We start from the raw sequence: 26,197 nt of genomic DNA on the forward strand, positions 1-26,197 counted from the left end.
TTCTTAAACTGTTAATATTACAATGGAAAAACTCATTTTTTTAATTTTTACTAAGTGATTTTAAAGAACGTACATATAGGTAATAGTAACTTCAAGATGTCTGAAGAAAGTAAAGCATTATACGATGACTATTGTAATGCCTTATATGAACATTTAAAAACTTTTCAAGATTTTAGAAAAATTATCACTGAATTAGAATATAAATTATCCGAATTACTGATTCCTTTTATTGAAGATGAATTCGATTATGTTTATGAAGAAGAACTAATTCACTGTTTAAAGATTGTAGGGTTACCTGAAGGATTTCAATTACCTAATGACAACACTTTTGATGAGAACCCTGAAATAGATAAAGAAGCACCTTCTATTTCAAGTACCAAATTTGAATTTGATGAGAAATTCTTATTAAATGCAAAAGCTAAATCAAAAGATTTTTTACTTAAACTATTTAGAGATGTAGATCGACAAACAATTGGAGGTGTAGCAGCTGGGGTTGCCCATAATTTAAATATTGATCCTGTTATTATTCGATTGTTATTTATCTCTCCCTTTTTACTTTACTCTACCACAAAAATCCCTTTAATTTTTGCGATCACAGTGTATATTATCATGTGGTTGTTTTTACCAGAAAAGAGAAATATTAAGAGGGATCAAAATATTAAATTATTTTTTAGAGATAAAGAAAATAAAGTCCTAAGTGGTATTTGTGCTGGGTTATCTAATTACTTTGGTATTAATGTTATTTATATAAGGCTTCCATTAATTGGTCTATGTTTTTATTTCCATACATTAATTTTATTATATATTATATTTTGGATAGTAACACCCTATTCTAGAACCCTTAAAGATAAATTTCAAAGTAAAGGGAAAGCTTTTACTTTAGAAGAAGTTGAAGTCTATCTTTCGAAAACTATCAATCATGCTTCAAAGTCTCAGAAAGTATTAAGTTCAAAATTAGAAAGATTAAATAGTCGATTAGGTACTATTAATATAGATCCTATATTTATTGATATATTAAAAGTATGCAGCTTTTTGGTTGGTGCATTTTTATTTATTTCAACCATATTATCAACAATTATTGGAGTACCAGTATTAGCAATTGCCTTAAAAACATTTCAGTTAACTGAAATATTTAATTACATCCCAGAGAATCAAGAAGCACAATTATTTACAGGAATAGATAGGAATTTATTAACTACTCTACAATATAGTATCCCAAATACAACAGCTATAATTGCTTCAATACAATTCTTCACTCTTCAAATCTTATTATTTCTTACCTCATTATCTTTAATGATTTTTAGAAAAGTAGTAAGAACTACGGCTTTTATTGTTCTAACCATCTTATTAACTATTTCATCAATACTATTATTGACAGCTTTAAATATGTCTGTCCACAACTTTGATAACCAAGCGACACATAAAGAAGAAATCCTCATCCCATTGAGCTCAAATGACATTGAACTGTCTTTAGATAATGTTGGGGTGATACCACTAAATAAAGCCAATATTAATATCTCTCCATATAATGGTAATGACCTAAAGTTTGTCTTTCTTCAAGAAGCTTGGGGCAAAACTAGAGAGCGAGCTATCAAAAATGCTAAAGCAATTGATTATTTAACTACAATTGATGACAATAAAGTTATCCTGTCCTCTCATTATAGTTTTCCTAGAGGTGTAAAATATAGAAATCAAAAATTATCACTTAACATCTTTGTCCCTAAAGGGATACCTTTTATGGTTAATGAAGAGTTAAAAAAGTACTTGAATGATCAAAATATATTTGACTTTGATGAAGGTTTTAATCATGATATAGTTTATAATGAAAAAGGTAGTATAGAGACCTACAATAATGCCCAAAAACCAATCATCGTAAGTCAAAATAATGATGAGAATCTAAAGAAAATTCTAATAAGCCAAAAACGATTTGAAACTGGAGCAGATTCCATTTTATTATATGGAAATATTAATTTAAATGTAATTATTGATCCAAACTTTAAGGGCTGTATGCTCAAATATCCCAAGCAACAACAAGGGAATGATCTAAAAGTGATCAAAAATGAAAGGAATTTAAGATTATACCCAAGTGATTTTAATTCTAATAAAGTATTGGAATTAGCATTAGTAACTCCGAGATTAAATTACTTTAAATTTGAAGGTCAGGGCAAAATAATCTTGAACAAGCTTGAAGCTGATTCATTAGAAATTAATTTATCGGGCAATATAGAGGGTAATTTTAAAGACATCAGAGCGTCACATGTTGTGATTAATCTAAAAGGAGCTTCAATACTCTCTATGGAAGGCAAAGCAAATGATGTATACCTTACAACTAATGGTGGTAGTCATTTTAATGGTAGTGATTTTATTATTGAAAATATTAAGGCAAAAACAAAAGGCATGTCAGAAATGTCTGTTCATGCCTTAAATAATGCTACTATATTTCAATCTCCTCTATCTAAAGTAAATGTAGAGGGAAATCCATTACACTTTGAGAAACATACACAAAGATAAATCTATCTTCTTGTAATCATTGCTTTTCTATTGACTCTCCAAGCATTCAATCCTCTTACCTTTTTTGCTTCTCCATAAAGAGATAATGTCATTTTATTTCCTAATGATCCATTATCAATCATATACTCATCAAACATCACCGCTAGGTTCATATTTAAAGTCCTGATTGAATCTTCATCATTTACAAACTCAAAATCTGCCGTCACTTCATCAATAACATTGATTTTATAGACATGTTTATAAGAAGTCTTTTTGGTTGATAGATTCGTTAGAAAACCATTTCCATCTGGTTCTGCATAAAAAATATCAGAGTATTTATTTTTTGTTGTAAAAGAGGTATTATTTGTACTTGTAACAGTACTAGTAATTGGCGCATCCACAACAGAAGTTTCTATTTTCTTGGATTTACTGATTACTTCATTGATTTTTATCCAAATCTCATGTTGTTTCTGTTTCAGTTCATCCACAAGTGAAGCGATATTCTCAATACTTTTATCAGTATGTTCTCTATTACCTACAATTTGATCTTGTAATAAAGATTGTAATTCTTGTTGGTTATGGGTTATTCCTTCAGCAACTTTGTGGATAGCTTCGATTTCAGAATTCATTATTTCTTCAAACGATTCAAATTTCTCAGCAGAACGTTCTTCAATAGTATCCATACGATCTCTGAGCTCTACCCTTTCACCTTTTATTTTGGTAAACCTAAGCTCAACCTTTTTCAACTCATTGCCGTACTCGTCAGCAATATGATTGATCTCCTTATTAAGTTTTTCAAGTTGCTTTGTAAAAGTTTGTAATGCATCTTCTTTTACATATTCTGATTTCATATCAGAAACCTGAGTATTCAAGTTTTCAACTTGAAGTAAAAATTCACGAATAGATTCTTTATTAAAAGAATGTTCTTCTATTAAATTTAATTTTTCTACTAAACCAGAGAACTTTTGTTCAGTATTAATTGCTATTTCTTCTAAAGACTTTTTTCTAGAAAGTTGTATCTTTTCTGTAGTCTCTTCTAATTTATCTACTCTTTTTAATTCAGTTTCTAATTGTTCAATTTTTAGAATATAGCTTTTCTCAATAGAGTCTAATCTCTTATTTTCAGTTTCAAGAAGTTTAATCCTCTCATCCATTTGCTGAAAACGATTGAGTATTTCTATTTGGAAATTTACTTCATCCCCTTTTTCAATATTTTCGATAACTTGATGTATCGGTTCAGCATCAACGTCAAGATTGTTGTTAACGTTTAACTTTTCATTAAAAAAGTGGATTAGAAATGAATAGATAAAATTCGCTGTTTTTGAATCAGAAATATAGAGTTCTAAATTATTAAGTGATTTAGCATCTAAGATGTTATTCACATTTTCAGAAATTTCATTTTTGTAAGCAAATAGCCTATCAATATCCCAATTTGGTGTTTTTTGGGAAATTGTCCATAATTCAAAACAAAGATCATCGAAGAAAGTCTCTTCCATATCATGCTGTTCTATAAACTCACGTTTAGAGTAAAGATTAACACCTCTACCCTTAAGTTTAAAGCATTGCTTACCTTCTCCAATATTTCCTTTACCTTCTTTTAATAATGCATAAAAGCGGTAAACAGAATATTCTATGATTTGAAAAAAATGTATTTTTTTCTCGGGTTGAATCATTGATGAAATTGTCATAATTCTACCTATTATTAGGGTTTCTCGTAAAGTTAATTAAGCACCACAATTTGTATATGCATAACAACATCATTGATGTGCATATTAAGCTCAGGTTATTTTCAAACAGCAAATTGTATAATCATACAAAAGTAACACGAAAAACATGTTTTGATAATAAAAGACCATCTTGTTAACATTTATTATCTAAAAAGATAGTAAAATTTACTAACAATATAATATCTAATTAAATCTATAAAAAATCAAGTACACAATGCTATGATCACAAAAATGCTTTAAATGTTGCAATAGATTTTTTTTTAAATGATAATATTAAAAAAATTTATACATTTACATCGTTAATTTTATATACAAAACATCCATTTTTTAATAATGATTACTAAAAATAATATTCTCAAGGTATTCTATCTTTCATCTCTCCTATTATTGATGACATCTTGTGGCCCTAAGGCTCCAGAATTTACTGATCTAAGAGACCTTGACATGTTCTCATTAGATGATGGAAATTTTGTAATTAAAGCCGAAGCAGTATTATATAACCCTAATGGTGTTTCTTTAACAATACATGAAATACACGTAGATGTTTTAGTTAATGGAGATAAAATAGGTAATGTATATCAATCTGTGTCTTCTGAAGCAAAAGGAAAATCTGAATTCTCATTACCTTTAGAAGTTACTTTCCCTCCCAAACTACTTTTTTCAAATGTATTAGGTGGGATATTAAATATGGCTACTGGCGAAGATTTTGAAGTAAGATATACAGGATTTATTCGAACCAAAGTTTTAGGTGTAACTTTTAAAGTTCCTTTTGATCAAGTAGAAAAAATCGGACTAAGTATGTAATACTTAGTTGAATAAATTAAGGGTGGATTTATTATAATAAATCCACCCTTTTTTATATTGTTGATTTTTTAAGATTAATTGATGTTCTAAAGGATCTTCTCACATTATTCATAATAATTTCTACCATATGTGAATCTGTGGCTAATAAAAGGAAAAAACTTTCTTCATCTATATCAATAATATAAGTATCCTCCATAGCTCGACATGTTCCTATCCATGCGTCAGATTGACTAGAAATATAAGCTCCTAAAATTCTTCTTTTAGAATAGATAAAAGGATGTTCATCATCTACCTCACCAATTTTCACAGACCCACTTTTGACAATAAATAACCCTTTCTCCTTTAATTCTTCTGCAGTAATAATTTCTTTACCTTTTTCAAAGAATCTGATTTGTGAGATATTAGATAAATCTGATAATTCATCGCCCGTTAATCCATGAAATTCTGATAGATTTGAGAAATACAATGCTTTACTAAAAGTTAAGTGAGGTGCGTTAGCCCACTTCATATCATTAATATTTTTCAATAAATCGCGTAAGTCAGCTTCTTTATCTTGGGGAAGTCTATGATAAGCTTCTTCCAAAACATCTGGTTTATAAACTTGTAAAATCCAAGCAGACAACTCATACATCATCCTTTCTTGATCAAAAAGGTAGCCTACTAGCATTTCTGTATCGCATAATTCGGGATTATATGATAACGTATATAATGCACACGACCTTACCCATAAAGAAAGCCAATTCGGATCTCTATTACTTAACTTTAAAACTACTTGGTTTGATGAATAGTGCTCTCTATAGAATAACTCAGAAAGCTTTTTAACTTTATCTTCAAATTCAATATCTTCAAATAAAGGCAAGACATAATGTTTAATATCTTCTTCAATGAGTACATCAAGTAATTCGACAGCATAACCTATACTGTCAGAAGTTCCAAGGTCATGGTTTTTTCTAATTAATGAAAGTGACCCCCTATCATAAAGCATATTTAAAATGAGAAATATCTGATCATAATTGGTCATGATTTCATCTTGTAATGCTCTTGATAACAAAGCGGTGTGATGCGTGTTTTCGAGTTCTAAAGTTGCTGAAACATTCCAATAACAGTTATTGGCTTCCCTTTTTAAGGCCTCCTTCAAAAACAATTTATGGTACTCATCTTCTGCATTCCATCCTAAAGTACTTAATAATGCTAAGGCCTCGTAAGAAATTTTTCTTTCCGGGTAGGTAATTTTATCTGCCAATAGTTGCACAGACTCTTCACTACCAATTTTAGCATACGCCTGTAATATTAATCTTTGAGTGAGTTGTAATTGTCCATTTTTATGAAAGGCAGTCTCTAACATTTTAGCTCCAGACTCACCAACTGCTACAATAGCTGAAAGTGCAACCCTTTCATCACCTTTTATGGCCAATCGCTCTACTAATGCAGGTATAAAGCTTGAAAGGTTATGATAACCAACAAGGGTCATTGCTTCACAACGAACCGTATAATTATAATCTCGAATAAGTCGACCTAAAAAGTTGTCATAATTCTCATCATATTGATGGAACATATAACGCGCGGCCAAAACTCTCTCTTTTGGATTAGATGATTTTGTGAGTTGCTCTATATTATCATAACTTATTTCAGTATATACTTCTGCTTGTAATTCATTTGCTACTTGATTGGCTAAAGAGGTAAACTGCATCTCATCTCCTAAAGTACCTTTAGCATAATTTTTTAAAGAAGATATACTTTCATAGATACTATATTCTTTAATTTTTTGAAGTGCCTGTCTTTTATTGATCATTCTATGCAAACTACCATCATCTGATAAGATAGTCCTAAACAGAAAGACATCTAACCTTTCAATAAGCTTAAATAATAATGGAGCAACACGATGAGGCACACTATTCCATCTGGTCTGTAAAAGATTTTGAACTTTATTATTTTTGAATCTATTACCTATGTCTTCGTTATAATTTACTTCTGTTGAGTTTGCTGAAAGTAGGTTTTGAAGTGATATTCTGTAGAAGTTATACATCTTAAAAGTGATAAACACCCAAATACCTACGATTCCGAATATGACAAAATTATTGTAAAGTATATTGTAACTATTAATTTTTGATATTCCGATCATTAAAATACCTGCACAGAGAGTTGAAAATTGTGCTACGGTTCCTTCTACTAAGGTTTGGGCCTCATATCTAATTTCCGCAGGCAATGGGAAAAAGAATATTTTAACTGTCGGGTTTTCTAATGAATCTCTTAAGGCATCTGTCACTAATTTAGACATACTTATAATTAAAAAGAACATCAGGAAAGCACTTGATGATTGATCATGTCCAAATAAACTCCCTATCACTAAATCAATCACACAGAAAAATACTAGAATACCAGGTAACAGCATTAATGAATATTGCAGGCCATAAACTTCCAATATCCTATCATTTAAAAACGTCTGAACCAAGAAAGATACAATGATTACAAAGGCTTCAAAAAATGCTAAAAAGTTAGCCAATTCTTGTTCTTCTAAAAAGTATTGAGGAGTAACTGTCACAAAAGAATAATCTACAAAAGCTGCTGAAAAACTAGAGCACATTACAAATACAGAAATCACCAAAAAATAATTTTTATAATCTCTTAGACGTATTCTTTTGTTTGAAACCTTTTCAACATTTTCATCTACTGTTATTGCTTCAGCAGAGTGCATTCTAAATTTCTTTAGAATATATATTATTGATATTATACAGAAAAAGTAAGAAGTGAAACCTACCAATGATAAATAGGAAAGACTTGGCAATATTTGTTGAATAAAAGGGACACTAAAGAATGCAAAAATAGTGGCAAAAGCTTGACCTGTATCTATACCACCTGATAGCCTTTTACTCTGTGTAAAATTAAATAAACGACCAAATGCACCCCAAAATATCAACAAGGATATAGATGATATTGGTCCTAAAGTAGCAAAACCCAAAAACACCACCAATTCGTCATTATTGCCATACAATAAAGAAAAAGAGATCGTTCCCACTAAAATCAAATTAATAAAACTAGTATAATAGACTAACTTTCTAAATCCGATTACATTTTGAAGTTTTGAGAATAAAATCGTGAATATAATTCCTAAAACTCCTTGTGTAACTAAGGCTAATGGAAAATCATTTTCATTTCCGAATTTTGATATAAAAAGTGTATTGATGGATACACTATAACTCGCCATAAAGATACCAGTAAAAAATCCCAGCGTTAATAACGCAGCAATTCTTGACCATTCAGAGGATAAACCTCCTACCATGTTAAGTAATAGTCTTTTCATTAAGTTTTGAGTGTAGCGAGTAGTAAATAGCTTTTTATCTATTCTAAGATCGAATCCTATTTAAATTTAAAAAACTTATTTAAGTTTCTAAAATATCGTGCCATGGAAACAAAAAACGACCTGAATATAATATTCAGGCCGTAATAATCTTGGTTATTATAAGGAATAGTACTTTTATTCAATTACAATTTCATCTGTAAACATCCATGGATTATTTCCAGCTCCAAGATGCCATACAGGTAAAGCATCAAATGGAGTGGCTACCACTTTAACAAATTTATATCTCCCTTTTATTTCTTTTGAGAACCTTTTAATACCTATAATTGGATGATCATTTAGCATTTCTGTTTTATAGCTTCCAACTGATGTGAAATTTTCACCATCATTAGAAACAAAGAATTCTACTTCTTTTGGTAAAAAGACCCATGAAGAAGTATTCTCTAAGAAACCTATTGATACTTGATGTAAATCTTCTTTTTGACCTAAATCAATTACTGCTTCGAAGTTTTGACCACTAATTCCATCCCATTTACCATCTCTCAAGTTATCTGAAGCATAATCTCCATTCAAAATACCATTTACACCCGCATCATAAGTAGCATTTTTCTCATAATTGATTCTTAGCTTAGGATATTCTTCACCAGAATTATAGAATGCCTTTTTAAAAGCAAACTCTGATACTTTACTTGATTCTCCTTTTTTATCAAAAGCAATTGCCTTCACTAAGGTTGATTGGTTGATTGAAAACTCAGTTTCAAATCTAATTGATGACTTTGTTGGTGTTGTCCCGTCCAAAGTATAATATATCTCCACATCTGGTGTAACATCTTTAAATGTAACTTCAGTAGACCCTTTAAATAGGACAGATTTATTAGTGATATAAGGTCTATACACTACATCTTTCTTTTCAACGATAGAATTCACTTCTTCTAACGGTATTGCATGAGATGTTGGTCTAGATGATATATTAGTACCCCAATTAGATTTATTCTCACCCATATTGAATGCTAATACACCTCCATTTTCTAATTGTTGATGTGTAATAAAAGTCTTTTCGTAGTTTACACCATCTAATGTAGCAGATTGAATATATTCGTTTTTGGTAGATGAATGATCAGCAATAATTGTAAAATCATTACCATTATCCATATGTATAGTCACTTTACCAAAAATAGGGCTACCAATTGCATATTGACCATCAGCAGGGTTTACAGGATAAAATCCCATGGCAGAAAATACATACCATGCAGACATTTGCCCACAATCTTCATTACCACAAAGACCATCTCTTTCTGAAGTATACATTTCATCCATTACTTGACGAATCCTAGATTGAGTCTTCCATGGTTGACCGGCATAATTGTATAAATAAATCACATGGTGTGAAGGTTCATTTCCTTGAGCATACTGACCAATTAATCCGGTCACATCATGTGCCATATGATTATCATTCACAGCTTCCTGTTCAAACATCTGGTCAATCTTATCAATAAATTTATCATCACCTCCATGTAGGTCTATTAAACCGTTAATATCTTGAGGAGCGAAAAAATTGTAATGCCATGCATTTCCTTCTGTATAATTTCCTGCACCAAGTAATGAAATTGCCATTGGATCAAATGGTTCATCCCACGCTCCATACATGTTCTTACCTCTTAAAAAGCCAGTTTCTTTATCAAATAGTTGCTTATAGTTTAATGCTCGATTACTGTATTTTTTATAATCATCCATTTTCCCTAAATCTTTGGCTACTTGAGCTACAACCCACATATCAAAGGCATATTCAACTCCTTTAGATACTGAGTTAGATTCTTTTTCTACAGGAATAAATCCATCTTCATTGAACCAATTTAAGCCTCTCCTAGGATCTTCTGCTGCTGCAACCATTGCTTTATAAGCAAGTTCTTTATCAAAATCACCCTGCCCTTTATTAATAGCATCTGCAATGACTGGAGCCGAATGAAAACCTATCATTGTACCAGTTTCATTGGCAGATAATTCCCATACTGGTAGTTGTCCTGATTGTTCATATTTCACAATCATCGATTTAATAAAATCGTTATTTTCCTCAGGAGCAATCAAAGTAAATAAAGGATGTGTTGCTCTAAAAGTATCCCATAATGAGAACAAGGTGTAGTGAGTAAAACCTTCAGCTTTATGAATCTTATGATCCATTCCTCTATATTGATGATCTACATCCATAAATACATTAGGAGCAATCATAGAGTGATATAAAGCAGTATAGAAAATTGTTTTCTTTACTTGATCACCGCCTTCAACTTCAATTTTTGATAATTTTTCGTTCCAAGTTTGTTTGGCTTGATCTTTTACCGCATTGAAATTAAATCCCTTAGCTTCAGCCTCTAAGTTCTTTCTTGCACCTTCTACACTAACCGCTGAAATGGCTACCTTTACAGTAATAGCTTCTCCTTCTACTGTAGTATAATTTACTACTGCTTTCACATCATCACCATCAAGTTTATTAGTCTCTTTTAAATCTACACCTGACTTTGTTCCTTGAACAGAATCAAAAGGCTTAGAAAATTGAGCAACAAAGTAAACAAATTGATCTCTTGCCCAACCCGATGACCTTCTTAAACCTACAATTTCATTATCTGAAGTTACTTCAAACCATGTTTCTCTAGCAGAATCTCCAATACCGTGTTTTAAATCTAAAATAATATGTGCCTGATCAGAGGCAGGGAAATGGTATTGATGTACTCCTACTCTAGTTGTTGCAGTTAATTCTGCAGTAATACCATAATCTTCCAAGAATACAGAATAAAAGCCTGGAGATGCTTCTTCTTTCACTTTTTCAAAACGTGAACGATACCCTTCATCTGGGTTTTCTTTCGATCCGGCTTCAGTTTTGATTTCTCCTACAGTTGGCATTAATAGAATATCTCCATAATCACCTCCACCAGTACCTGAAAGGTGTGTATGAGAAAATCCCATAATTGAATTATCTGATGAATGGTAACCAGAAGACCAATCCCATCCTTCAATACCCGTATCAGGACTTAATTGTACCATACCAAAAGGAACTGTTGCTCCTGGAAAAGTATGACCATGAGCTGATGTCCCAATAAATGGATCTACATAATCAGTATATGATTTTGGCAATACTTCTGTTGCTGCCTTTTTATTCATTTGAGATACACAACTGAAAAGTAATGGTACCCAAATGAAAGTAATTAATAATTTTCGCATCCTTAGATTATTAGATTTTTTATTTAATGATAATTTCATCGATCATCATCCAAGAAGGTTTACCTGCTCCACCATGATTTTTTGGTAATTCCCCTGGATGTTTGATAATAATTTTTATGTCCTTTATATCTTTTAAAGGCTTTTTTAGTTGAAGAGTAAAATGGTTGATGTTACCATCAACTACTTTATTTATTTTCTTTGATACTTCTTTATATTTTTTTCCATCTTTTGATGCTAGAATTTTAAATTCATATGGAGACATGATCCATGATCCCATTTCATCAAAAGAAGAAAATTCAATTGTATTAATTACTTGTGCTTTCTCCCAAGTAAGAATAGCTTGTAAATCCTGACCATTAAACCCTAACCAAGTTTCATCTTTAAAATTATGACCTCCTACAATTGAATTAATTAAGGTTTTTGCTCCTTCATTTTGATAAGGTTTAGATGCCTCATCAACCAATTTTATTTTGGCAGAATTGCCTTTATGTAACTCAAATGATTTAATGATAGGGTCTCCGTAGAGTTTCCCATTTTTAAACCCTTGAAAATAAATATCTGCTGATTGATCTACTTTTAATGATTCATTTAATGCTACATATTCACCTGACTCATTCAATTTATACTTAATAGTAACATCTTTAATTAATGGTATTGCCTCTAAAGATATTTGACCATTATTTTGAGAAGTACTTACTGACATTACGTCACTAGATGGTCCATATGCTACTCCTAATTGATCTAATAAAGGATATTGTTTTTCAAGACGGGCCTCAAACTCTTTCAAACCATTTTCTTTACCACCAGACCACAATGCTTCTGAAAATGCAATAGCTCGTGGAAAAATCATAAAGTCTGCTCTTTTTTGATTAGGTATTCTTTCTGTCCAAACGGTACATTCTCCTCCTAAAATATGTTTAGCCTCTTCTTCATTTAAATCATCTGGAGTCGGATTAAATGCATAAACTTGAGCTACTTCAGTTGTTTTAGTATCATAGTCAAAATAACAACATGACGTTGGTGAAGCAATCACATCATTTCCCATTTTTGCAATTTTACTTATAGCTTGAGGGTCATGCCAATCTCTCCATAATTGAACAGTAGCTGTTTTCGACAAGCCACCTTCCATAATTTCATCCCAGCCCGTAATTTTTTTATTCATATTATCGACCATTTTTTCGACTCTGTGAATAAAATAACTCTGTAGCTCATGTTCATCAGCTAAGCCTTCTTGTTTAATTTTCAACTGACATTTATCACACTCTTTCCATCTACTCTTTGGACACTCATCTCCTCCTAAATGGAAATATTGTGATGGAAACAAAGGAATAATTTCTTTTAAAACATCCTCCACAAATTCATACACTTTTTCATTACCGGCACATAATACATCTTCGCTTACACCCCATCTATTCCAAACTTCAAATGGACCTTCTGTACAAGCTAGTTCTGGATATGATGCTAAGGCTCCTAACATATGACCTGGCATATCAATTTCTGGAATGACTTCAATCCCTCTTTCAGTTGCATATGCTACAACTTCTTTAATTTCTTCTTGAGTATAAAAACCTCCATAACGACTACCGTCTTTTTCAGTTCTCCAAGCTCCAATTTCTGTTAGTTTAGGGTATTTTTTTATCTCAATTCTCCAACCTTGATCTTCTGTAAGATGCCAATGAAACTTATTCAATTTATACCTAGTCATTAAATCAAGATATCTTTTTACTTCATCGATAGTAAAGAAATGTCTACTAACATCTAGCATTAAACCTCTCCATTTATACTTTGGTGAGTCTTGAATATCAACGCATTCTACTTTGTTATTTGTACCAATCAATTGCATTAAAGTAGAAAGGCCATTTCTTAATCCTATTTCTGTAGAAGATGTGATATCAATAGAAGTTTTATGCACTGTTAATCGATAAGCCTCTTCACCTAAATCAAATTCTTTCACAATGTGAAGATTGACATCTGCATACTCTTTTTCTGATTTTGATAGTTGAATTCCACTTTGTTTAGCTATCTGATCAATATAATAGTCAATATCTAACCCTGAATTTCCTTTTGATATTGTGGTTGTATTAGATAATAAAAATTCACCTTTATTCCATTTTACTTCTTTAGGTTGAGGAATAATAGATGAATGTTCTTGCGCTAGACTTAAAAAAGAAACGCATAGAGTAAAAATTGATAGTAGTAATAATCTCATTTGTTAGAAAGGTTAAGTTGGAACAGTCCATTGATGAACTGTTCCTATATTGTTAGCTATAATTATCTTACAAATTCTAATGTACCTCCTTGCATTAATTCAGCATTAGATATTTTATATCCTTTAATTTCCTTACCGTTAAACATCACTTTAGAAACTGTAGGATGCTCTTTTGTTTGGTTACCAATTACCGTTAATGTTTTTCCGCTAGATAAATGTACCACTGCCTTAGGGAATAAAGGAGTTCCCAAATCATACATAGCATTACCTGGGTTAACTGGGTATATTCCTAAAGAACTTAAGATGAACCAAGATGACATCTGACCACAATCCTCATTACCACAAACACCATCAGGTGTTGATTTATATTGAGTATTCATTATTATGTTCACCATCTTTTGTGCTTTGTGTGGCTTATTGATGTAATTATATAAATAAGCTACATGATGTGATGGTTCATTACCGTGAGCATATTGTCCAATCATACCTGTTGAGAAAATAGGTAATTTGTCTTCTGCCGTTGGGTAATAAGAGAACATAGAATCTAACTTTTGTTCGAATCTATCAGCACCACCCATTGCATCAATCAAACCTTCAATGTTTTGAGGTACGTAGAAGAAGTATTGCCATGCATTACTTTCACAGAAATGGTCTGTATATTCTTTTGCTACAAAATGCTTGATAAACTTACCATCCTTATCTTTTGGACGCATAAACGTTGATTCATTGTCATAATGGTTTCTCCAGTTTTCAGCTCTTTGAGAGAAGTACTTATAATCTTCCTCTTTCCCTAAATCTTTAGCGAATTGAGCAATACACCAATCGTCGTAAGCATATTCTAATGTTTTAGAGACCGACCAGTTTTCATGATCATAGTTTAAAGGAACATACCCTAATTTGATATAATCCTCCATAGAATCTCCAGTCTTATTCATAGCTGACGCTTTACAAGCTTCATAAGCTTTTTCAACATCAAAGTTTCTGATACCTTTAAAATAAGCATCTGTAATTACAGGAACTGCATGATATCCAATCATCATGTTCGTTTCATTTCCTTTCATCGACCAAACGGGAAGTAAGCCAGTTTCATCATAATGAGATAAGAATGATTGAATCATATCAGGAACTCTTTCTGCATGAATCATGGTATATAATGGATGAGCTGCTCTATAAGTATCCCATAATGAGAAAGTATCATACTTTTTATAACCTCTAGCTACATGATTTTTCTGATCAGCACCTTTATAGCCTCCATCAACATCAGATAATAATGTAGGAGCTAATAGTGATTGATACATTGCTGTATAGAAAACTTTTTTGTGTTCTAAATTAGGTGTAGTCACCTCAATTTTAGCCAACTCAGTATTCCATTTTGATGAAGCTTCCTCTTTTATTTGATCAAAATCCCAAGTGGTATTTTCTTTCGCTAGATTTTTCTCTGCTCCTTCAATCGATGCATTTGATAACCCTACTTTCACCAATACAATATTTTTAGCATCTGATGTATTGAAATGGAAATAAGCTCTTGTTTTCTTCGCTTTTATTTCATTTCCTTCAACAAATTTCAAATCCTTTGGATCTTCTGAATTCATTAATTCAAAAGATGTAAAAGGTTGAGAAAATTCTGCTACGAAATATTCTTTTTGAACATTGGCCCACCCTGAAGAAAATCTGTAACCGATAATTTTTTTATTATTGATTACTTTGAAGTATGTATCAGTTGGTCCATCCCAATTAAGAGAATATCCTAAGTTGAAGATAATTTGTGATTTATCATCTTTTGGGAATGTATACTTATGGAAACCTGTTCTATCTGTAGCTGTTAATTCAGCTTTGATATCATAGTCTAATAAATCAACCGAATAATAACCAGGTTCTGCATGTTCTTGATCATGAGAAAATAAAGATACTGGTCTTTTATAACCTGCTTCTTCAACTACTCTATTACTTTTCCCATTTAGTGGAGTTACTAATATATCATATAAATCACCCGCTCCAGTTCCTGATAAGTGAGTATGTGAGAATCCACCAATAGTAGAATCAGGCCAAAAGTAACCTGCAATTCTATCCCAACCAGAAATACCATTATCAGGAGATAATTGAACCATACCATGTGGCACCGTAGCTCCTGGATAAGTATTACCCGGACCATCTGTACCTACAAATGGGTTAACAAAATCAGTATATTTAATCGATTCTTGTTTATTCTGCTCGTTAGTTTTACACCCAAAAACAACAAATGCTATTATTGGAATTAAGTATTTAAATTTCATATCGTTAGGTATATAGTTTATAGATTTTTTTACCATTCCATTTTAAATGGAGCGTCTTCCATTCTGTTGCCTTTATCGGTATTATCTACAACAGCAAAGTTGAATCCGCTACGGATACTATAGCCACCGTATTCACCATCTTTATTTAAGGCTAAAAATCCAACTTGTAGATCTTCAAGTTTATTTTTATGAGTTTTAATAATTCTTTTCACAACAATCTCACATGCTTCTGCCGGAGATTTCCCATTTCTCATTTGTTCTACAACCATGGCAGATCCTGCAGTTCTAATGACCGCTTCTCCTAAACCAGTTGCACAAGCTCCTCCTATTTCACCATCTACAAATAAACCTGCACCAATTAATGGAGAATCACCTACACGACCATGCATTTTATAAGCTGCACCAGAAGTAGTACAAGCACCCGCTAAATTACCTTCTGCATCTAATGCTAATGCACCAATCGTATCATGGTTTTCAATATTAATAACAGGCTTATATTCTGATTTTTTCAACCATTCTTTCCAATCTGCTTCAGATTTTTCAGTTAATAGATTTTCTTCTTTAAACCCATTAGCTAATGCAAATTGTTTCGCTCCTTTACCTACAATCATTGCATGTGGAGTTTTTTCCATTACTAATCTTGCAACAGAAATAGGGTGTTTAATATCCTGTAAAAAGGCCACAGCACCACATTCATAGGCATGGTTCATAATACATGCATCCAATGTCACTTTACCTTCACGGTCAGGTAAACCACCATACCCCACACTTCTTTCATTAGGATCAGCTTCAGGAACTCTAACACCAGCTTCAACCGCATCTAGTGCAGTACCTCCTTCACCTAGGATTTCCCAGCCTGCTGCATTTGCACCAAACCCATGGTTCCAAGTTGAAATCATTACTGGTTTATTTCCTTTTCTTTTTCCTGCAAAAGTTAATGTAGATAATTGAGGGGTTAACAACGCTGCTGATGTTAACGCTGAAAACTTGAGAAATTCTCTTCTGCTACGCATAATATTGGTTTCGATTGAATTTATTTTATCTCATAAATGTTGACGTGTCAAAAATACACATTCAAGCATATAAACGCATAAAAACGCACAAACAAGCTTAAACTAATCATAATTATTAACAATATCGTGCAAAATGATTCAACCACGAAAAATAGAATATTTAACAACGCACATAAACTTATCCATAACATTTGCTGATTAAAGTTTATCCTGTTAACTTATGTAAGACCAAAAACACATTTAACCAATAAACACTTTATGAATTCAACTTCATCCAATCTAAAATCATTAATTCATCACCTAAATCAGCAAAGAGAAACAACCTACTTGGGTGGTGGTACAAAGAAAATTACCAAACATAAAGCGAAAGGTAAATTAACTGCAAGAGAAAGAATAGACCTTTTATTAGACCAACCTTCACAAGGAATAGAAATTGGCACATTCACAGCACACAATATGTACGAAGAACATGGTGGATGTCCTTCGGCTGGCGTTGTTGTTAAAATGGGAAAAGTTAGTGAAAGGTTATGCGTTATAGTTGCAAATGATGCTACAGTTAAAGCTGGCGCTTGGTTTCCACTAACAGGTAAAAAAAATTTAAGAGCACAAGAAATCGCTATTGAAAATAACATACCTATTATCTATTTAGTGGATAGTGCTGGTGTTTATCTTCCTCTACAGGATGAAATCTTTCCTGATAAAGAACACTTTGGTAGGATTTTCAGAAATAATGCTGTGATGTCAGCTCAAGGAATTCCTCAAATAGCTGCAATAATGGGAAGTTGCGTTGCAGGTGGTGCCTATTTACCAATAATGTCTGATGAAGCGTTAATTGTAGATGGCACTGGCTCAGTATTCTTAGCAGGGTCCTATTTAGTTAAATCTGCAATAGGTGAATCCATTGATAATGAAACATTAGGCGGAGCAACAACACATTGTGAAATTTCTGGTGTAACAGATTATAAATGTGAAGATGATGCAGCTTGTATACAACAGATTAAGCAATTGGTAGATAAAATGGGACATTCTCCCCTCTCCAATTTCAATAGAAAAGAAGCTTTACTCCCCAAAAAATCGATCAATGATTTGACAGAGGTTTTTCCAGAAGACAGGACTAAACCTTATGATATGATGAACATAATTGATCGGTTAGTCGATAATTCTGAATTTGATCAATATAAGGAAGGTTATGGACAATCAATGCTTTGTGGATATGGTCGAATAGATGGCTGGGCAATTGGCATCGTAGCAAATCAGAGAACCATTGTAAAAACTAAAAAGGGAGAAATGCAAATGGGTGGCGTCATATATTCTGATGCTGCAGATAAAGCCGCTCGTTTTATCATGAATTGTAATCAAAAGAAAATTCCACTACTGTTTATTCATGATGTCACAGGATTTATGGTGGGTTCTAGATCGGAACATGGAGGAATAATTAAGGATGGAGCAAAAATGGTCAATGCCATGAGTAATTCTGTAGTTCCAAAATTTTCTTTAGTAATTGGCAACTCTTATGGAGCCGGAAACTATGCAATGTGTGGAAAAGCCTATGACCCTAGATTAATGCTTGCTTGGCCAACTGCTAAAATTGCAGTGATGTCTGGAAAATCAGCGGCTACCACTTTACTTCAAATTAAGTTAGCCTCTTTAAAAAGTCAGGGTAAAACGTTGAGTAAAGAAGAAGAACAATCGTTATTTGATGATATAAAAAATAAATATGACGAACAACTTTCTCCTTACTACGCTGCTGCACGTTTATGGGTAGATGAGATTATAGCTCCTGAAGAAACAAGAAAATACATTTCTCTGGGAATTGAGGCTGCGAATCAGAAAATGAATGAAAAACCATATACACTTGGACTCATTCAAACTTAAAATTCATTTTTACATTGATAGAACACAGTAACGTCAATGATAAGAAGAATTGTCTAAAACCGAAAGAGGCTTTCATCAACGAATTGATGAAAGCCTCTTAAGGAAAAAACTCAAAGTGATAAGATTGCTGCCTATCGGCAGTAAATTCTTAAACTTTAATTATGCAGGAACTACTTCTAAAGCAATTTCGTGCTGAACTTCTTTGTGAAGATCAAGGATAGCAGTGTATTCACCGATCATACGGATTTCAGTGTTGAAACCAATACGCTTACGGTCAATATCGTAACCTTGAGCTTTCAAAGTGTCAGAAACTTGCAATGGAGTAACCGCACCAAATATTTTACCACTCTCACCTGCTTTAGCAGTAAGAGTTAATTTCAAGTCGCCAATTTTAGCTGCCAACTCTTCAGCATCTTGCTTCACTTTTTCAAGTTTGTGAGCTGCTTGCTTGATTTCCTCATCTCTCATGCTGATGTTAGCAGAAGTTGCTAAAGTAGCGTAGTTTTGAGGGATCAAGTAGTTTCTACCATATCCTGGTTTAACGTTAACAATGTCGTTTTTGTAACCTAAACCTTTGATATCTGTTTTTAAAATTACTTCCATGATTGGGATAAATTTTTAATATCTAATTTAAGATTACTTTAAACCGTCTGCTACGTAAGGTAGTAGAGCAAGTTGACGAGCACGTTTTACAGAAGTAGCAATTTTCTTTTGGAATTTTTGCGAGTTACCTGTAAGACGACGAGGTAAAATTTTACCTTGCTCATTTAAGAATTTCAATAAGAATTCAGGATCCTTATAATCGATGTATTTAACACCGTACTTTGTGAAGCGGCAATACTTTTTAGTACGCTCTTGTCTTCTGTTGATTGGTTCGTTTTGGAGACTCATTATGCTGATTTTTCTTCAGTTTCAGATTTTTTTGACCATTCGCCGTTTCTTCTTCTTTCGTTGAAGTTAACACCGTGCTTGTCTAAAGACACAGTTAAGAAACGTAAAATGTTTTCATCACGCTTCAATTCAACTTCGAATTTAGCGATGATTGATGGATCTGCTTTGAATTCAAACAGGTGATAGTGACCCGTAGATTTTTTCTGAATCGGGTACGCTAACTTTTTAAGTCCCATATCTTCTGAATGATACACGTCTGCACCCGCATCTTTCAGTTGATTTTCAAATTTAGCAATAGTCTCCGTGGTTTCGGAATCGGACAACACAGGTGTCACGATGAAGACTACTTCATAATGCTTAATTGCCATTTTTAAATAAAATTTTTGAATTAACTCAAAATTTCAAGCCCCGAACACAATTCGGGTCTGCAAAAGTAAAAATATTTATTTTGAATCCCAACAAAAATGTAAAATCATCACCTGGCTTAACAAGAATTTACAATATTGTAGCATTAGGAGCTAATATACTTTTAAGTTTTTTCTCTAAAGGTTCTCTTTTAAGCCCCTTTCCAATAATAACCACCCTATTCCACTTCTTCTCTCCTTCTTCCCAAACAGAACCAATTTCAATTTTTGATTCATTCCTAACTCCTTGAATGATTACTTTATTTTCTTCATTTTGAATATTAAAAATCCCTTTGAACCTGAAAATCACTTCGAATTGTAGTTGAAATAATACACTTAACCACATTTCCAATTTTACGGCATCAACTTCTCCTTCAAAAGAGAATGAATGAGATACTACATCTCCATGTTGATGTTGATGATTAAGAGGTACAAAACTTGTTCTTTCTTCTACCTTATCTGACTGGTATGAATTGAGATTAATTATATCTTTCGTGACAAATTGATCTAATGTCACTTGATCTACCAAAGCTAAAGGGTTGATCAATTTAGCTTGGAATTTTATATTCTTTATTTCTTCTTCTGTTGCTAAATCACACTTTGTGAAAACTAAATAATCAGCAAACGTTATTTGTTTCATAGCCACAGGATGATTTTTCACCGCAAAATCGAAGTTCTTTACATCAATTAAACCAATTGCAGCATTGATTTCAAATAACTGAGCAATGGATGGATCACCTATAAAAGCGGCAGCTACTCCATCAGGCTCTGCTATTCCTGTAGTTTCTATAATTAAATGATCAATCTTCTTTCCTGAGTTTAATAATTTCCTAAGGACTTCTCTTAATTCTCCATTTAGGTTACAACAGATACAACCGTTCGATAGCTCAAATACATCTTCTTGATTATCAATTACTAAATCTGCATCAATATTTACCTCACCAAATTCATTTTCGATGACAGCAAACTTTGTATTAGGGTATTTTTGAATTAAATTGTTTAAGAATGTTGTCTTTCCCGCACCTAAAAAACCTGTCAATATTGTTACCCCTATTTTATTTCCCATGATATTTATTCACAATTAGTATAGTAATTACTTAATTCCTATATCTTATATTTGTTTGTTTTGTGTATGTAAAATTTAGTAAAAAATTACGATATGAAAATCAGAAAAGCTTATAGTTTTGACGACGTACTTGTAGTACCAAAGTACAATACTATTAAATCTCGTAGAGATGTGAAATTCACTACAAAAGTAACAAAAAATCATTCAATTGAAATACCTATTCTTATTGCCAATATGGATACTGTTTGTGAAGCAGAAATGTGTATTGCAGTTGGTCAATTAGGAGGATTAGGAGTATTACATAGATTTTTAACTATTCAAGAACAAGCTGACGAAGTTCGTAGAGTAAAAGCTGAAGGACTATTATGTGCCGCTGCTCTTGGTATTAAAGATTATGAAGAGAGATTAGCAGCCTTGGCTGAAGCTAAGATTGATATTATAGTTTTGGATATTGCCCACGGTCACTCTGAAATGACTAAAGATACATTAGTTTTTATCAAGAAAAATTATCCTCAAATTGATGTAATGGTAGGAAACATTGCTACTAGAGATGCAGCTGTTGATTTCTTGGAATGGGGAGCGGATGCTTTAAAAGTAGGTATTGGTCCAGGTTCAATGTGTACAACAAGAATCATGACTGGATGTGGAGTACCTCAATTAACAGCTATAGATGATGTTTATCAAGCAGTTGGTGATAGAATTCCTATTTGTGCAGATGGAGGAATTAAACAACCTGGCGATATTGTAAAAGCTATTGGTGTTGGTGCTGATAATGTTATGGTTGGTTCTATTGTTTCTGGTACTGACGAAGCACCTGGCGAAACAATTACTACCGTTGATGGTAAATTTAAAACATATAGAGGTATGGCTTCTTTTGATGCTGCCATCTCAAAATTAAAAAAGGACAATAAAAAATCTAGAGAAGTAATTTCTGTTGAAGGAGAGAAAACACTAGTTCCTTATAAAGGGCCTGTTGAACCTATCATCAAAAAATATTTAGGTGGTTTAGCTTCTGGTATGACTTACAATGGCACTACAACGATCGCTGCTATGAAAGGTGAAGTTGAGTTTGTAGAAATGACAACGTCCGGGTTATACGAAAGTAAAGCACATGGTGTGAGATAATCACACACTTTAATAAAAAATAAAGCCTCACATTTTACAATGTGAGGCTTTATTTTTATATCTAAATATTAAGTCATTAAGACTGCTTTAAATTCGTCTAATTCTTTAAGGGCCTTACCCGTTCCTCTAACTACAGCTCTTAATGGATCATCTGCTACGTGCACTGGTAATTTAGTCTTCATTGAAAGACGTTTATCTAAACCACGTAGAAGAGCTCCTCCTCCAGTTAAGTGGATACCTCTATCATAAATATCTGCAGAAAGTTCTGGTGGAGCTGTTTCTAAAGCTCTAAGCACCGCTTCTTCAATTTTTGAGATAGATTTATCAATTGCATAAGCAACTTCAGAGTAAGTAACTGTGATCACTTTTGGAATACCTGTCATTAAATCACGTCCTCTTACTTCGAATGGCTCAATTTCTTCATCTAATTCAGTTAAAGCTGAACCAACTTCAACTTTAATTTTTTCAGCAGAACGCTCACCAATTAGTAAATTATGTTGACGACGCATGTAATCAAGAATATCTCTTGTAAATACATCACCTGCAGTACGAATAGATTGATCACCTACGATACCAGAAAGTGCTATTACAGCAATTTCAGTTGTCCCCCCTCCGATATCAACAATCATACTACCAACAGGTTGTTCTATATTAATACCAATACCGATAGCAGCAGCAATTGGTTCTGGGATCATGTAAACCTCCTTAGCTCCCGCATGTTCAGCTGAGTCACGAACTGCACGCTTTTCTACTTCTGTTATACCAGAAGGTATACAGATTACCATACGATGAGATGGAGTAAAAAATCTTTTACCCTCATTAATCATTCGTATTAAACCACGTATCATTTGTTCAGCGGCATGGAAATCGGCAATAACACCGTCTCTTAATGGGCGAATCGTACGGATATTTTCGTGGGTTTTTTCATGCATTTGCATTGCCTTTTTACCAACGGCAATTACTTTTCCATTCTGACGATCCAAAGCAATAATTGAGGGCTCATCGACAACCACCTTATCTTTTTGAATTATCAGGGTATTGGCTGTGCCTAAATCAATGGCCAAATCGCTAGAGAAGAAATCAAACAATCCCATATATATATTTATTATTTGCTATCAGTTTTTGTAAGAACTAAAAGAAGTTTATTACTAAAGAAATAAAGTCAAAATTATACCAATTTTACAAAAAGTGGCATTACTTCAAACTTCGATCTTGCAAAACAACAAAAACAAATACTAATAAGAAAGGACTTCACCAAATTAGGTGACATTTTTTACATCTGTTTTGGAAATTTACTATGTAATATCGTTCAAACTAAGTATACTTGAAATTGTAAGTGGTATTAACAAAAAATTTATAGAATGCATCTTCAAGAACTTTATGATTTAGAAAAAAGTGATCGATTAGATTTAGAAGCTCACAGTATCCAACCTGTTGCTGATGATTTTATCTTTAATGTAAATGAATTTGAGTTTTTAAAGTCTATTTATGATGTCAATGATAACATAAATGCATCATTATTTCCTTCTTTTGATCTAAAAGTAATCTCTGATCTAAAAACTCAGTTAGACAGCATTGATTTTACCGAAAAAAATAGATCATCTTTGGTACCACTTCTGAAAAAGGTCAAACTTTCTGATGATCAATTAGAGTTTCTTACTCCTATTTTGGAAAAACTTAATGAAGTAGAAACTGATTGGGAATTTAAAGATGAAAACAGATGGGAATTGATCGATTCCTTAAAAAATATCTCCGTTCTCTTTATGCTCAATGAAATTGAAAGAGAATTTGGTGAAAGCGATCTTTCTTCTTCAACAATGCTTACTGATGATGAATTTAAATTATTAAGCATTATCCACGAAGATGAAACAAAAAATAAAGACATTGTTCATATTGGTAATTTAACATTCAATTTAGCCCAGCTAGATTATATCCGTGAAATCATCACTACTTTAGAATACCCTGAAAACACTCCTTTAAATTTAGATCAAGAGAATTTCATTCTAAATATCTTAGAAAAATGCTCTCATTTAAATGAAGAGGAACCTTCAGAACTTCACACTTTCAGTATTAAAGAGTTATTTGAAATTGAGAGTAGTGCGAACACCAATCACGATGATTCCTCTATATTTTCCGACAACAACTTCTCTCCAGCAGAGATGAAATTGCTGAATGCGGTATTCAATAATAAAGATTTTGTCAAGATTGGAGATTCGAGATACAATACCAAGCAATTACAATCTCTTCAACGAGCGTTTGAAGAAGAAGTGAATTGGAATGAAATCAAGAGGTACTTCTCTGAATCACAGCAAGAATTAATTACTCATATCTTTAGAGTTTATGAAAATCAATTCTTAATTGAAGATGATAATAGTGACGAAACTAAACTTGATGTTGAGGTCTTTTTCTTAATGGATCAAATTGAAAGAAATGAGGTGGAAACAATGGGTTATGGCATTGGTGAATTAATATTTACTGATGAACAATTTGAACTATTGACCGCTGTATTTAGAAATAAAAAGTCCTACGAGAACAAATTACACAAGTTTAAATTAAATAGAATGGAGTTAGATAAGATTGAAAAACTATTCGATCAACTTCCAGCCTATCAATCAGGTAAACTTGTAGTTTCGCTCCCTAAGAAAGCTAAATTGTTTATTGATAACTTAATACAAACGGCTTCGGATAACGATCCTAAAATATAAATACAAAAAAGGCTGTTACAATTTAAAATTGTAACAGCCTTTTTTATTCAAGCAAAAAAACTTACTTTTTATTTTATATATAAAAAACCAATATTAATCATCTTCTTCTAGAATATGCATGTGAATTGGTAATTTAATTACTTCTTTAAAGTCTTCACCCGACTCTTGCATATCTTCATCATCCTCCTCATAATACCAATTAACTTCTACATCATGCCCGCTGGCTTTTAGAAGCTCTAACTTTCTAAATACTTCTACTAAGCATTTTGAAGAGCTTGTGTTGAAGTACTCTAATCTTACATCAAATATTGTTTTATCCTGTGGCTTTGTATTATACTCATCCAGCCAATCAAATAAAGGCTTGTAAAATTCTATTGAATTTTCAGGAATAGATCTACCTGATATCAAGAAATGACCACTTTCATATTCCATTTGTATGAGAGGAGTCTTGGGTGTATCTTTTTTTTAAAAATCTTTCATCACTGTGCTGTTAAATTGGTACGCTTACTTTAATGGTAAAAAAGGAATGAGTTTCATTAGTACTAGAAAACTCATAGTCTAATTTTTGACCAGATTTTCTAGCAATATCAATGATACCAAGACCTGCTCCCCCTTGTTCGGAAAAATCGCCATTACTCAAAACTTTTCTGTAACGCTTTTTTAATTCGTCAACAGAGAGTTCATTGATGGAATCAATCCTTTCTTTAAGAAAGTTCGCTGTCTCAATAGGCACATAATTGCCTGCAACAATGTAGTAAGCATTCTTATCTTTTGATAAGAGAAACAATACAATATTAGACGGTGGTTCTAAGACGGTTTTAGAATCTATTCCTTCAAAATGATGAAATATATTTTGAAGTATCTCTACAGCAATAACATTAATTCTTCTTTGCAGTTTCATTAATGATTCATGCTCAGATAATGTATCTTCAACGCGGCTCAGTATTTCTCCTAATATATCATCGTTCATGATGCCTTTGAAGGCGAATAGTTTATTACCATTACGACCTTTCAACTTTTCATATAGAGAATTTACTTCTGAATGCACTTCAATAATAGTGTTATCCAATTTTATCTAGCTCTCATTTTTAAACTTATGAGAAT

General features: G+C 32.5%; 17 protein-coding genes and 1 pseudogene. 5 read left to right on the forward strand and 13 right to left on the reverse strand.

What is annotated here, in order from left to right:
- The first annotated feature begins 54 nt into the window (after positions 1-54).
- Positions 55-2,511 carry a PspC domain-containing protein gene (locus NH26_RS04305; RefSeq protein WP_206780197.1) on the forward strand — a complete coding sequence of 819 codons (2,457 nt, stop codon included), beginning with the start codon at positions 55-57 and terminating at the stop codon, positions 2,509-2,511.
- 2 nt (positions 2,512-2,513) lie between these two features.
- On the opposite strand, the gene NH26_RS04310 is transcribed toward NH26_RS04305, so the two are convergent.
- Positions 2,514-4,178 (reverse strand): hypothetical protein, encoded by a 1,665-nt coding sequence (locus NH26_RS04310; protein ID WP_044222068.1) that lies wholly within the window; start codon positions 4,176-4,178, stop codon positions 2,514-2,516.
- A gap of 372 nt (positions 4,179-4,550) precedes the next feature.
- Here NH26_RS04310 and NH26_RS04315 point away from each other — a divergent pair, with 372 nt between their 5' ends.
- Positions 4,551-5,021, forward strand: coding sequence for an NDR1/HIN1-like protein (locus NH26_RS04315; RefSeq protein ID WP_084812058.1), 471 nt, complete (start codon positions 4,551-4,553; stop codon positions 5,019-5,021).
- 52 nt (positions 5,022-5,073) lie between these two features.
- Here the strand turns inward: NH26_RS04315 and NH26_RS04320 are convergent, their stop codons facing one another.
- From NH26_RS04320 to NH26_RS04340, 5 genes are all read right to left on the reverse strand, one after another.
- Positions 5,074-8,322: a hypothetical protein gene (locus NH26_RS04320; protein WP_044222073.1), complete on the reverse strand. Its 3,249-nt coding sequence runs from the start codon at positions 8,320-8,322 to the stop codon at positions 5,074-5,076.
- A 174-nt stretch (positions 8,323-8,496) separates the two neighbouring features.
- Entirely contained in the window at positions 8,497-11,532 is a 3,036-nt protein-coding gene (locus NH26_RS04325; RefSeq protein WP_071397220.1) for a GH92 family glycosyl hydrolase, read from the reverse strand.
- Between the two features lie 19 nt (positions 11,533-11,551).
- Positions 11,552-13,741, reverse strand: a complete 2,190-nt coding sequence (locus NH26_RS04330) for a beta-N-acetylhexosaminidase (RefSeq protein WP_044222076.1) — start codon at positions 13,739-13,741, stop codon at positions 11,552-11,554.
- Between the two features lie 62 nt (positions 13,742-13,803).
- The gene (locus NH26_RS04335) at positions 13,804-16,014 is read right to left on the reverse strand and encodes a GH92 family glycosyl hydrolase (RefSeq protein ID WP_044222550.1); all 2,211 of its coding nucleotides are present in this window, start codon (positions 16,012-16,014) and stop codon (positions 13,804-13,806) included.
- Positions 16,015-16,043: 29 nt separating this feature from the next.
- On the reverse strand, positions 16,044-17,027 hold the full coding sequence (locus tag NH26_RS04340) for an isoaspartyl peptidase/L-asparaginase family protein (RefSeq protein WP_044222079.1): 984 nt from the start codon (positions 17,025-17,027) through the stop codon (positions 16,044-16,046).
- 258 nt (positions 17,028-17,285) lie between these two features.
- On the opposite strand from NH26_RS04340, the gene NH26_RS04345 reads away from it, so the two are divergent.
- On the forward strand, positions 17,286-18,902 hold the full coding sequence (locus NH26_RS04345) for an acyl-CoA carboxylase subunit beta (protein ID WP_084812059.1): 1,617 nt from the start codon (positions 17,286-17,288) through the stop codon (positions 18,900-18,902).
- Between the two features lie 159 nt (positions 18,903-19,061).
- Here NH26_RS04345 and rplI read toward each other — a convergent pair whose 3' ends face one another.
- The 4 genes from rplI to NH26_RS04365 form a co-directional block, all read right to left on the reverse strand.
- Positions 19,062-19,505 (reverse strand): 50S ribosomal protein L9, encoded by a 444-nt coding sequence (rplI, locus tag NH26_RS04350; protein WP_044222082.1) that lies wholly within the window; start codon positions 19,503-19,505, stop codon positions 19,062-19,064.
- Between the two features lie 33 nt (positions 19,506-19,538).
- Positions 19,539-19,793 (reverse strand): 30S ribosomal protein S18, encoded by a 255-nt coding sequence (rpsR, locus tag NH26_RS04355; RefSeq protein WP_044222085.1) that lies wholly within the window; start codon positions 19,791-19,793, stop codon positions 19,539-19,541.
- Entirely contained in the window at positions 19,793-20,161 is a 369-nt protein-coding gene (gene rpsF, locus NH26_RS04360; protein WP_044222088.1) for a 30S ribosomal protein S6, read from the reverse strand. The genes rpsR and rpsF overlap by 1 nt, the downstream gene beginning before the upstream one ends.
- Positions 20,162-20,288: 127 nt before the next feature.
- Positions 20,289-21,263 (reverse strand): CobW family GTP-binding protein, encoded by a 975-nt coding sequence (locus tag NH26_RS04365; RefSeq protein WP_044222091.1) that lies wholly within the window; start codon positions 21,261-21,263, stop codon positions 20,289-20,291.
- A gap of 93 nt (positions 21,264-21,356) precedes the next feature.
- On the opposite strand from NH26_RS04365, the gene NH26_RS04370 reads away from it, so the two are divergent.
- Positions 21,357-22,388: a guanosine monophosphate reductase gene (locus tag NH26_RS04370; protein ID WP_044222095.1), complete on the forward strand. Its 1,032-nt coding sequence runs from the start codon at positions 21,357-21,359 to the stop codon at positions 22,386-22,388.
- 68 nt (positions 22,389-22,456) lie between these two features.
- On the opposite strand, the gene NH26_RS04375 is transcribed toward NH26_RS04370, so the two are convergent.
- On the reverse strand, positions 22,457-23,482 hold the full coding sequence (locus tag NH26_RS04375) for a rod shape-determining protein (RefSeq protein ID WP_044222098.1): 1,026 nt from the start codon (positions 23,480-23,482) through the stop codon (positions 22,457-22,459).
- 267 nt (positions 23,483-23,749) lie between these two features.
- Between NH26_RS04375 and NH26_RS04380 the strand changes: the two genes are divergently transcribed.
- Positions 23,750-25,093 carry a hypothetical protein gene (locus NH26_RS04380; protein ID WP_044222101.1) on the forward strand — a complete coding sequence of 448 codons (1,344 nt, stop codon included), beginning with the start codon at positions 23,750-23,752 and terminating at the stop codon, positions 25,091-25,093.
- A gap of 93 nt (positions 25,094-25,186) precedes the next feature.
- On the opposite strand, the pseudogene NH26_RS04385 reads toward NH26_RS04380, so the two are convergent.
- Positions 25,187-25,540: pseudogene (locus NH26_RS04385) on the reverse strand (DUF1987 domain-containing protein); the annotation flags it as partial.
- A gap of 43 nt (positions 25,541-25,583) precedes the next feature.
- Positions 25,584-26,162: a SiaB family protein kinase gene (locus tag NH26_RS04390; protein ID WP_052431945.1), complete on the reverse strand. Its 579-nt coding sequence runs from the start codon at positions 26,160-26,162 to the stop codon at positions 25,584-25,586.
- Positions 26,163-26,197 lie beyond the last annotated feature (35 nt).

It is taken from the genome of Flammeovirga pacifica (assembly GCF_000807855.2).
GTDB lineage: Bacteria > Bacteroidota > Bacteroidia > Cytophagales > Flammeovirgaceae > Flammeovirga > Flammeovirga pacifica.